General features: G+C 69.8%; 7 protein-coding genes and 2 pseudogenes. 6 read left to right on the forward strand and 3 right to left on the reverse strand.

Going from position 1 to position 11,215, the window contains the following annotated elements:
• The first annotated feature begins 24 nt into the window (after nucleotides 1-24).
• Nucleotides 25-189: a DUF397 domain-containing protein gene (locus tag ACY5KJ_RS07380; protein WP_462203050.1), complete on the forward strand. Its 165-nt coding sequence runs from the start codon at nucleotides 25-27 to the stop codon at nucleotides 187-189.
• A gap of 527 nt (nucleotides 190-716) precedes the next feature.
• Here the strand turns inward: ACY5KJ_RS07380 and ACY5KJ_RS07385 are convergent.
• Nucleotides 717-2,846 carry a catalase gene (locus tag ACY5KJ_RS07385; protein ID WP_462203049.1) on the reverse strand — a complete coding sequence of 710 codons (2,130 nt, stop codon included), beginning with the start codon at nucleotides 2,844-2,846 and terminating at the stop codon, nucleotides 717-719.
• A 178-nt stretch (nucleotides 2,847-3,024) separates the two neighbouring features.
• Here ACY5KJ_RS07385 and ACY5KJ_RS07390 point away from each other — a divergent pair, with 178 nt between their 5' ends.
• The 5 genes and pseudogenes from ACY5KJ_RS07390 to ACY5KJ_RS07410 all read left to right on the forward strand — a co-directional run.
• On the forward strand, nucleotides 3,025-5,136 hold the full coding sequence (locus tag ACY5KJ_RS07390) for an acetate--CoA ligase family protein (RefSeq protein ID WP_462187403.1): 2,112 nt from the start codon (nucleotides 3,025-3,027) through the stop codon (nucleotides 5,134-5,136).
• A gap of 111 nt (nucleotides 5,137-5,247) precedes the next feature.
• Nucleotides 5,248-6,108: a prephenate dehydratase gene (locus ACY5KJ_RS07395; protein WP_462187404.1), complete on the forward strand. Its 861-nt coding sequence runs from the start codon at nucleotides 5,248-5,250 to the stop codon at nucleotides 6,106-6,108.
• Between the two features lie 141 nt (nucleotides 6,109-6,249).
• The gene (gene ftsH / locus ACY5KJ_RS07400; protein WP_462187405.1) at nucleotides 6,250-8,178 is read left to right on the forward strand and encodes an ATP-dependent zinc metalloprotease FtsH; all 1,929 of its coding nucleotides are present in this window, start codon (nucleotides 6,250-6,252) and stop codon (nucleotides 8,176-8,178) included.
• 294 nt (nucleotides 8,179-8,472) lie between these two features.
• Nucleotides 8,473-10,010, forward strand: a pseudogene (locus ACY5KJ_RS07405) (WD40 repeat domain-containing serine/threonine protein kinase); the annotation flags it as partial.
• Between the two features lie 2 nt (nucleotides 10,011-10,012).
• Nucleotides 10,013-10,379 (forward strand): annotated as a pseudogene (locus ACY5KJ_RS07410) (IS630 family transposase); the annotation flags it as partial.
• 48 nt (nucleotides 10,380-10,427) lie between these two features.
• Here the strand turns inward: ACY5KJ_RS07410 and ACY5KJ_RS07415 are convergent.
• On the reverse strand, nucleotides 10,428-10,739 hold the full coding sequence (locus ACY5KJ_RS07415) for a MazF family transcriptional regulator (RefSeq protein WP_462187406.1): 312 nt from the start codon (nucleotides 10,737-10,739) through the stop codon (nucleotides 10,428-10,430).
• Nucleotides 10,736-10,996, reverse strand: a complete 261-nt coding sequence (locus ACY5KJ_RS07420) for a toxin-antitoxin system HicB family antitoxin (RefSeq protein WP_035911300.1) — start codon at nucleotides 10,994-10,996, stop codon at nucleotides 10,736-10,738. The genes ACY5KJ_RS07415 and ACY5KJ_RS07420 overlap by 4 nt, the downstream gene beginning before the upstream one ends.
• Nucleotides 10,997-11,215: the final 219 nt, after the last annotated feature.

The following is an 11,215-nucleotide window of genomic DNA, read 5'->3' on the forward strand; positions in this document are numbered from 1 at the left end:
TCTCGATCACGTATTTGTTACTTCATTACGTCCCCTAAGGGTGAATGTGTCGAGGTTGCGTTCCTTGACGGCGGCCTTGTCGCCCTACGGGACAGTAAGAACAATGGAACCGGGCCGGCGCTGGTCTTTACCGATGCGGAATGGTCGGCGTTCGTGCATGGTGTGACGGATGGAGAGTTCACGGCCTGACAGCCGATACGGCGTCCGCAGGGCGCCAAGATAGCACTTTAACACGTCTTCACTACTGTTGCCCGTCCGTGTGGTGCTCGAAGATCGCTACCGGACGGGCAACAATCCGACCGAGCGACGAGAGATAGGGCTCCCATCGTGCCGAAAGTCCGCGCTAAATTGGATCTCAGGTCTGGTTTCTACGACGATGTCTTGAAACGTGTCGAGCGGTCCCTAGACGTTCGCCTTGACCGAACCGCGGTGGTGCGGAAGCGACGCTCAATTGGCCTCGCCAGCGATAAAGGAACCTGGGTCCGTATCGAGGTTCGGTCCCTGGAGAAGATGACCGGTCAGGGATGGAACGGAATCGAGACCTCATCGATGCTTCGTGGCGTGGCTCGGCCCGCCGCCGGTACGACGCCGGCGGACCACCGTGATCACGCGCGAACCCGGCCTCCTCGAAGACCTGACGGGCCTTGACCGTCACGATCTGGCACATCGGCACCATCGGCAACAACACGGCAACGCGGCAACAACGGCGCCCGGCCCTACGCGGCGACGGCCTCCAGCGCGCGGTCGAAGTGCCGGTGGGCGGCCACGGCCGTGGTGAACGCGGAACCGAAGTCGTCGAGCACGGACGGCCCCACAAGGTCGCGGACCGTCACGACACCCCGGTCGGACACCACCGCGTCACCCTGGTCAGCGACCCGCGCGCCCAGCAAGGAGGCGATCTCGAGCAACGACACCCCTGCGCCGACCGCGCCGATCGGCTTCGCGTGCTTGTACGCCTCGCCGACGTAGTGCACGGCCTCGCCGTTGTGTGTCAGTGCGGTGACACCGCGCTCGCCCGGGGCGACGAACACCGCGTCGTAGAGGACCGAGGACATGGTCACCAGCGTTCGGTCCACCGGCAGCGCGTCGCCGGACACCGTGGCGAGCATGCCTCCGTGCGGCGCGAGAACCTCCAGGATCGCGCCCTGTTCGCGCAGCGCGGCGGTGGCCGAACGCAATGCCACCTCGTCCACGCCGTCCGCCGCGAGCACCGCGATCCTGCGGGTGGCCACCCCGCTGGGCTGGTCGGCCTGGCTCAGCGCGGGTGAGGACCGTCCGTGGTTCGGGGTGCTCTCCGGTGGCACCGGCAGCCCGAGGTTCTCGGCGACCCCGACCGCGAGTTCGTGGTCCACCTGGGCGAGATGTCCCAGGACACGCTCCTTGATCTGGGTGTAGTCGACCTTGCCGAGCTCGAAGCTGAACGCGTCGACGATGTGCCGCCGCTCCCAGGAGGACATGCTGTTCCAGAACAGGGTGGCCTGGCTGTAGAAGTCCTTGAAGCTCTCGCTCCGCTTACGGATCTTGTTCCCGTCGACCCGCTCGGCGTAGTGCACGTACCCGCCGTGCGCCGGATCGGAGAGCACCGGGCAACCGCCGCTGATCGAGTTCGGGAAGTACGACGTCTGGCGCTGCTGGATGCGATGCTGCCCGTAACCGTCGCGGGAGTTGTTGTGCACCGCCGCGACCGGCCGGTTGACCGGCAGCTGGGCGAAGTTCGGGCCGCCGAGCCGGATCAGTTGGGTATCCAGGTAGGAGAACAGCCGGGCCTGCAGCAGCGGGTCGTTCGTGAAGTCGATGCCGGGGACGACGTTCTGTACGCAGAACGCCACCTGCTCGGTCTCGGCGAAGAAATTGTCGGGGTTGCGGTTGAGCACCAGCCGTCCCACCGGCCGCACCGGCACCCGCTCCTCAGGAATGATCTTCGTCGCGTCGAGAAGATCGAAGTCAAACGCGTGCTCGTCGGATTCCGGCACGAGCTGCACGCCGAGTTCCCACTCCGGGAACGTACCGTTCTCGATCGACTCCCACAGGTCCCGCCGGTTGAAGTCGGGGTCCTTGCCCGCGATCTTCTGCGTCTCGTCCCAGACCAGGGAGTGCGTGCCGAGCTTCGGCCGCCAGTGGAACTTGACGAAGGTCCCCTGCCCGGCGGCATCGACGAACCGGAAGGTGTGCACGCCGAAGCCCTGCATCATCCGGTAGCTGCGCGGCAGTGCCCGGTCCGACATCAGCCACATCATCATGTGCATCGACTCGGGGACGAGGCTGACGAAGTCCCACAGGGTGTTGTGCGCGGAGGATGCCTGCGGGATCTCGTTGTGCGGCTCCGGCTTCACCGCATGGACGAAGTCGGGGAACTTGATACCGTCCTGAATGAAGAATACCGGCATGTTGTTACCGACGAGATCGAAGTTACCCTCCTCGGTATAAAATTTGACGGCAAATCCGCGTACGTCCCGGACCGTGTCCGCGGAACCGCGGGAACCGCCGACGGTCGAGAACCGTACGAACACCGGGGTACGCCGGCGGGCCTCGCCCAGGCAGTGCGCCCGGGTCACGTCGGCGAGCGACTCGTACGCCTCGAAGTACCCGTAGGCACCGGCACCGCGGGCGTGGACGACCCGCTCGGGGATGCGCTCGTGATCGAACCTGGTGAGCTTCTCCCGGAAGTGGAAGTCCTCCAGCAGCGTCGGACCGCGTTCCCCCGCCGCGAGCGAGTCGTCGGTGTGTTCGACACCGATCCCCTGGTCGGTGGTCATGCGGGCGCCGTCGTCGCCGACTCGGACGGCGTCGAGCTGCTGCTGCTTCGCGTCGTCCCGCGGGAGGCGCGACGTCCCAGGATCGGTCATGATGGTCACCTCGCTGACTGCCTGATGCTGTCCGGACGTACCCGGACCTACCCGCGACGACACGAGTAAATCTCGCTTCCGGACGGCGTCGCGCCGGCGTCGCGGTCTTCCCCACCGCCGACGGGAACCGGCGACGAACCAGCGAGGAGCCAGCGAGGAACCGGCGAGGAGGCATCCGTTGCGGGAGAACCTGGCGGAGTCGCGCAGCATCGCCCGGCTGCTCCACCCGCGCACGGTCGCCGTGGTGGGGGCGAGCCGCGAGCCGGGCTCGGTCGGTCACGAGGTCTTCCGCCGGCTGCTCGCCAGCGAGTTCACCGGCTCTGTCTATCCGGTCAACGCCGCGGCAACCCATGTGGCATCCGTCTACGCCTACCGGGACCTGTGTGACGTCCCAGTCGAGATCGACCTCGTGGTCGTCGCGGTGCCGGCGCCACGGGTCGCCGAGGTCATGCGGGCCTGCGCGGAGAAGGGGGTACGCGGCGTCATTGTGGTCGCGGCCGGCTTCGCCGACGGTGGTGACGAGGGACGGGCCCGGCTCGCGGACGTTATCCGGATCGCCCGTGACGGCGGCATGCGACTGATCGGGCCGAACGCGATGGGCGTCATCAACACCGTCCCGACGGTCCGGCTGCACGCCACCTTCGCGGTCGGCGACCCCCCGCCCGGCCGGGTCGGCCTGTTCACCCAGTCCGGGGCGCTCGCGGGCACGTTCCTCACCGACGCCTCCCGGCGCGCCCTGGGCATCTCCACGTTCGTCTCGATCGGGGACCGCTCGGACGTCTCCTGCAACGACCTGCTGCGGTACTGGCGCTCCGATCCACGAACCGGCGTGGTCATGTTGCATCTGCAGAGCCTGGGCAACCCACGCCGGTTCGCCCGGATCGCCCGCGAGCTCAGCCGGCACAAGCCGGTCGTGGCACTCAAGAGCGGGCGGGAGGCCGCCCACAGCGACATCGACGCCCTGTTCAGCAGCGCCGGGGTGATCCGCGTCGACACGTTGAGCCAGCTGTTCGACACGGCCCAACTGCTGGCCTGCCAACCGCTGCCGGCCGGCCGGCGGGTCGGCATCGTCGGGACCTCCAGCGCGCTCGCGGCGCTCGCCGCCGACGCCTGCCGTACCTACGGGCTCGGCGTGCCGGCGCTGTCCGCGTCGACCTGCGCCGGCCTCGCCACGCTGGTCGGCCATCGGCACGCCACGAACCCCGTCGATCTCGGGCCGCTGGCCGATCCGGACCGGTTCGACGCCGCGCTGCGCGCGGTCGCGACCTCCGGGGACGTCGACGCGATCATCACCCTGGTCACCCCGCACGCGCAGGTCGACCGGCTGGCGAGCTCGGTGCGCGCGGTGGCCGTCGAGAGCGGCCTGCCGGTGCTCGCCTCCTTTCTCGGGCAGGATGGGATCCCTGCCCATCTGGCTGTCCGGGACGGCTCGGGTACCCCGGGCCCGGGGTCGGTGCCGTCCTACGCCTCGCCGGAGTCGGCCGCGCTCGCGCTGTCCCGCGCGGCCGATCATGCCGCCTGGCGGACCCGGGACCAGGGCAGCGTCCCTGTGCTGGCCGGCATCGGCCTGGACCGCGCCCGTGCCGAGGCCGAGCGATACCCGAAGGACGGGGCGTGGCTGCCCGATGCCGCCGTCGCGACCCTGCTGGCCGGGGTCGGCCTGCGCGCCTGGCCGAGCCGGCGGGTCGGCAACCAGGCCGAGGCCCTCGCCGCGGCGGAGGCGTTCGGGTGGCCGGTGGCGCTGAAAATCGCCGACGAACGGTTCCGCAGCCGGCTCGACGTCGGCGCCGTCCAACTCGGAGTCGACGATGCGGCCGGGCTCACGCAGGCCTGGCAGGCCATCCGCGCCGCCGTCGGGCCGGGCGACATGCTCGTGCAGCCGATGGCCCCGGCCGGGGTCTCGACCGTGGTGCAGCTGCGGCAGGATCCCATCGTCGGTCCGCTGCTCTCACTGCGCCTGGGCGGGGTCGTCGCGGACCTGCTCGTCGACCCGCTCTCCCGCACGCTGCCGCTGACCGACCGGGACGCGGCCGAGCTCATCCAGGAGATCCGCGGCAGCGTGCTGCTGCTCGGCGGCTCCGGGGCGCCCGCCGCCGACACCGACGCCCTGGCCGACCTGCTGCACCGCGTCGCCCGGCTCGGGGAGGAACTGCCGGCCATCGCCGAGATCCTGCTTGATCCGGTGCTCGTCGGCCGCCGCGGCGTCGTGCTGCTGCATGCCGGCCTCCGCCTGCTCCCGCCCGAGACGGAACCACGGACGCTGCCGCACACGCTCGCCGCCGACGGTTGAGCCCGCTCTCGGGCACGGGGACTGTCGCCCGGGAACTGTACGGTCGAGGGGGCAACACCGGCACCGGTACGGACCCAGCCGGTACCCGATCCAGCGGATTCGAGGACATGGATGACCGCCCGACAGAGGATCGCGTTCCAGGGCGAGCGGGGAGCCAACTCCCACATCGCCTGCCGGGACGTCTATCCAGACTACGACGCGGTCCCTTACCAGACCTTCGACGAGTGCTTCTCCGCGCTGGAGGAGGGTGAGGTGGACCTGGCGATGATCCCGGTGGAGAACTCCACCGCGGGTCGGGTCGCCGACATCCACCATCTGCTCCCCCGCCCCGGGGTGCATATCATCGGCGAGTACTTCCTGCCGATCCGTCACCAGCTGCTCGGCCTGCCCGGGGTGACCCTCGACGAGGTGAAGACGGTGCACAGCCATCCCCAGGCGCTGGCCCAGTGCCGGGAGGCGCTGCGCACGCTGGGTCTGACGGCGGTCGCCCACGCCGACACCGCCGGGGCCGCCCGGGAGATCGCCGAGGCCGGCGATCCGACCAGGGCCGCGATCGCCTCCCGGCTCGCCGCCGAGGCGTACGGGCTGCAGATCCTCCAGGCCGATCTCGAGGACGCGGACCACAACACGACGCGGTTCCTGATTCTGTCCGGCGAGAACCTGCGCGCGGCCGCCGGTGTCGGCCCGATCGTCACAACGTTCTTCTTCAAGGTGCACAACCGGCCCGCCGCGCTCTACAAGGCCCTCGGCGGCTTTGCCACGAACGGGGTCAACATGACCCGTCTGGAGAGCTACATGGTGGGCGGGGGCTTCGTCGCCACCCAGTTCCTCGCCGACATCGAGGGCAGCCCGGAGGAGCCGGCCGTCGCCCGCGCCTTCGAGGAGCTGTCCTTCTACGCCGACCACCGCATCCTCGGCGTCTACCGGGCGAGCCGGTACCGGGAACGGATCAGCACCGGTTCCGGGGCCTGATCGGCCTCCGGTGGAACGCGCCCCGGCAGAAGCCCTGGTAGAAAAGGACCAGCGGCATGTTCGGACGGCCGGAGAACTACGGCCGGAGAATTGACGGCAGGAGAACTACGGACGAAGAACTTCGGACGACAGGAGAACCAGGTGATCTCCCCGGTCCGTCTCGGGACCCTCCACCCGTCCACCCAGGCGCGTCCCGGGCCACCGAAGGACACCCCACCCAAGCCGGCGCCGCCGCCGATGCCCGGCTGGCGCCGCCTGCTGCTGCCGCTGGGGCTGTTCATCACGTTCCTGCTACTGATCGGGCCGAGCCTGTTCGCCGTCCGGCCGGAGTCGCTGACGTACTCCGAGTTCCTCGATCGGGTGAATGCCGCCGCCGTGCGGTCGGTGTCCGTCGACGACCGCGGCGCCGTCGACGGCACGCTCAAGACCGGCAAGGACTTCACCTCCCAGATCCCCACCGCCCTGGACACCGGTGATCTCACCGGCCAACTGCGGGCGAAGGGTGTGCAGATCACCGGGACACGGGCCGGCACGTCGTTCTGGTCGGTCGTGCTGAGCTTCCTGCCGCTGCTGCTGCTCATCGGGTTCTTCGTCTGGTCGGGCCGGCAGGCCCGCAAGATGGGCGGCCTGGGCGGCATCGGCATGTTCGGCCGGTCGAAGGCGAAGATCACCGAATCGGAACGGCCGGCGACCAGGTTCAGCGACGTCGCCGGGTACGAGGGCGCGAAGCAGGAGATCAGTGAGGTCGTCGACTTCCTGCGCCATCCCGAGCACTACACCCGGGTCGGCGCGCACGGCCCGCGCGGGGTGCTGATGGTCGGGCCGCCCGGTACCGGCAAAACGCTGCTCGGCCGGGCGGTCGCGGGCGAGGCGGATGTCCCGTTCCTGTCCATCACCGGTTCCGGTTTCGTCGAGATGTTCGTCGGCGTCGGGGCCTCCCGGGTGCGGGACCTGTTCGCCGAGGCCCGCAAGCGGGCACCGTCGATCATCTTCATCGACGAGATCGACGCGATCGGCGGGCGCCGGGGGGCGAACGTCATCGGCGGCAACGACGAACGCGAGCAGACCCTCAACCAACTGCTGGCCGAGATGGACGGCTTCGAGCAGGACACCGGGGTGGTGGTGCTGGCCGCCACGAACCGGCCGGAGACCCTGGACGCGGCGCTGCTGCGGCCCGGCCGCTTCGACCGCCAGGTCACGGTGCCGCTGCCCACCCAGTCCGAACGCCTGGCGATCCTGAAGGTGCACGCCCGGGGCAAGGCCCTCGCGCCGGACGCCGACCTCGACCGGATCGCCCGCGGCACCCCCGGCTTCTCCGGGGCGGACCTGGCGAACGTCGTCAACGAGGCGGCCATCCACGCGGTCCGGGACGACCGGGAGGTCGTCACCGCCGAGGACCTCGACGCCGCGCGGGACCGGATCCTGCTCGGCCGCCGCGACGCCTCGAACGCGCTGCTCCCCGAGGAGAAGAAGTCCGTCGCAGTGCACGAGTCCGGCCACGCCCTGGTGGCGGCGTTCTGCGAACACGCCGACCCGGTGGCGAAGGTGACGATCCTGCCGGCCGGGATGTCCCTCGGTGCCACCGAGCAACTGCCCGAGGCCGAGCGGCACCTGTATACCGAGGGCTACCTGCTCGACAGTCTCGCGGTCCGGCTCGGCGGCCGAGCGGCGGAGCTCGTCGTCTTCGGCCACGGGTCCACCGGGGCCTCCTCCGACCTGACCGGCGCGACCCAGCTGGCCACCCGCATGGTGCGCGAGTTCGGCCTGTCGGCCGCGGTCGGCCCGGTCGGCTACGGTACCCAGAACCCGCAGTACCTCGGCGGGGAGGAGCTGGTCAGCCGACCGTACTCGGAACAGACCCAGCGCCTGATCGACGCCGAGGTCGCCCGGCTGCTGCGCGAGGCCGAGGCGCGGGCGGTCGATCTGCTCACGACCCATCGCGACGCCCTCGACACCCTCGCCGGGATGCTGCTGGAGCAGGAGACCGTGGACGGCTCTGTGGTCGAGGCCGTCGCGCGCGGGTCCACGACCGCGGAACGTGCGCCGACGCGGGTGCCGCTGCCCGGCTGACCGCCGATGCCCGCGGTCCAGATCTCACCGCGCCGCGCCGGCGCATGTCCTTGGTGTCGAGCACGCCCTCGGCCCAAGCGTTCATCGAGGTGTGCTCGCTCCGACCTCCCGATTACAAGATTGGTGCGCTCCGTCCGTGGACATCGTCGACTCGTCCAGCACCGATCTTCGATAGCATGCCGCACTGCTGTCGGGGTGCGGCGAGCGGTCGCTAGGATCATGCATCGTGCAGGGCAAAATGGGTTTATTCGCGGCGATCGTCGGTGAACCTCGGCGTAGGGTCAGGCCCGCATCATGATTGTTGATCGGGCACGGGTGGCAGCGGCGCTTCCTGGCTACGAAATGGGTGACCAGATCGGTGCTGGCGCGTTCGGGTTGGTGCTGGCCGGCTGGCATCGCGGCCTGCAGCGTGATGTTGCGATCAAGGTGCTGGCCGCAGGGGGACATGCCAGGCTGGCGGCCGGGTTCGCCGCCGAGGCGCGGATCCTCGCGGGCCTGGATCATCCGCACATCGTTCGGGTGTACGACTACGTCGAGGCCGACGAGCTGCGTCTGATCGTCATGGAGATGCTGGCCGGCGGGACCCTGACCCGCCGCCAGGCGGGCATGAGCCAGCAGGGGGCCTGTGCGGTCGGTCTGGCGGTGGCTGGGGCCCTGTCGTGTGCGCATTCCCGGAGTGTGCTGCATCGTGACATCAAACCTGACAATGTACTGTTCGACACCACTGGTTTGTTGAAGGTAGCCGATTTCGGAATCGCGAAACTGGCGGGTGGGGTGACGGCCACCGCGAACACGGTGATCGGGACACCGCTGTTCATGGCTCCCGAGCAGATCGCGGGGAGCCGGCTGGGGCCGGCCACAGATCTGTACGCGCTCGGGGTGATGCTGTATCTGCTGCTGGCCGGTACCGCGCCGTTCGATCCGCCCGCACAGGCGCCGTGGCGACACCACCTCGACCGCGGTATCCGGCCGCCCGCCGGGGTGCCTGCGCCGGTGGCAGAGGTGGTCCTGGGCGCGCTGGCCGAGGTCCCGGCGGACCGGCCGCGCCGTCCGCGCACGCGTTCGCGGTTGATCTCGCCCAGGCAGCCGCCAGCGCGTACGGCCCGGGGTGGATCGCCTCGTCGGGGATGTCGCTACAGCTCGACGGCGAGGTCCGCGCCGCCGCCGAACACCCAGCCGCGTCTACCTGGCAGCTGCCACCGCCCGCCGCCGACGGCGTATCATCTCCGCGTCCGGCGGGCAGCACTCCGCCGGACCGGGCAGCCGGCGGGAGCATCACCAGCCGTGGGCGTCACCCCCGGTCCCGTCCCCGGCCGGCCGCGCCGCCGCGTCACCGCCGCGCCGCCGCCCTCGCAGTGCTGCTTCTTCTCACCGTCGCCGGTACCGTCCTCATCACCAGCGTGGCTCGCAGCGGGAATCCGCGCGAGCCCAGTGCCCGCCCACTAGGCCAACCCCTGGCTGCCCACACCGGTTGGGTGCGCTCGGTGGCGTTCTCCCCCGACGGCCGCACCCTGGCCAGCGGCAGCGAGGAGCGAACGATACGGCTGTGGGATGTCACCGACCCGACCGCCCCCCGCCCGCTCGGCCCGCCCCTAACCGGCCACACCGACACGGTGATGCCGGTGGCGTTCTCTCCGGATGGACGGACCCTGGCCAGTGGCAGCAAGGACCGAACGATACGGCTGTGGGATGTCACCGACCGGTCCAACCCCCGCCCGCTCGGCCAACCCCTGACCGGCCACACAGGTGTCGTGGCATCGGTGGCGCTCTCTCCGGATGGGCGTACCCTGGCCAGCGGCAGCTGGGACAAGACGGTACGGCTGTGGACGGTGGACTGACCGACTACCTGGGCCACAACCCCACCCGCCGGGTTACCGTCGGGCGGGAGCGGCTGCGGCAGCTGCTTCACCACCACTCCATCTCCTTCCAGCGCACCCGAACCTGGAAGGAAACCACCGACCCGGACGCCGGCGCCAGGCTGGACCGCATCGAGGAAGTGACCCGCCGCTTGCCCGACCGCTGCTTTCGCCTTCGACCAGTTCGGGCCACTGTCCATCCGCCCTTGCCACGGGACCTGCCCGGCGCCACGCAAGCACCCCGACCGCGTGCACGCCACCTACCACCGCACCCACGGCATCCGCTACTTCCACGGCTGCTACTCCCTCGGTGACGACACCCTGGCCGCGCTCACAAGCATCCGCGCCTCCGGCGGACCTCGTAACCGTGATGATGCCGGGGTTGCCGTGAGGTCAACGTTCGGGCGTAGCCAAGATCTTGAACAGCATGGTGTTGGCGGTGGTGAGCGTCTGGACGTCAACCCGGCGCAGGCATTCACCCAGGGCGGCCTTGGCCACGAACGTGACCAGGCCCATCACGGCCCACTGCCCCTCCCCCAGGTCGACGCAGAACCCCTCGTCGGTGGCGTGCTCCACGACCAGGGCGACCAGCACGGTCGGCTCGTCGGCGATCTCGTTGTAGACCGTGGAGCTGAGGACCAGCACCGCCTGCGGCGCCGGCCCGATGCCCGCGGTCCAGATCTCACCGCGCCGCGGTGGCCTCACCCGGCGGCGTCGGCGAGATTGGGCAGCCCCGACACCGCGAGAGCCCGCTGGTTGGCCTCCCCGAAGGCGAGGGCCGCACCGGCCACCGCCGGGTCGGCCCGCACCCAGGCCCCATGCGCGGCGCAGCGCCGGCGCATGTCCTCGGCGTCAAGCACGCCCTCGACCCAGGCGTTCATCGAGGTGTGCTCGGCCTCGGCGTACCGCTTGACCGCCTCGTAGGCCTCATCCGAGAGCCGGAGCGTGATCGTGCGCGACATGCGCAACATGCTAGCAAGATCTGAATGCTAGCAAGATCTGACAGCAGTATCCGCCACAGCGCGGAACGCATGGTCGCACTATCCGGTCACCAAAATCGACATATTATATGTCCATTCATGTGATTCCGTTGCTCTAGTACTCCAACCCGACTTTTGTGATCAGTTGAGTTGTAGCTTCACGGCCTGGCGGTGGTAGTGGCAGTGTTTGGCGAGGAACTG

The sequence above is a fragment of the Frankia sp. CcWB3 genome, assembly GCF_977927595.1.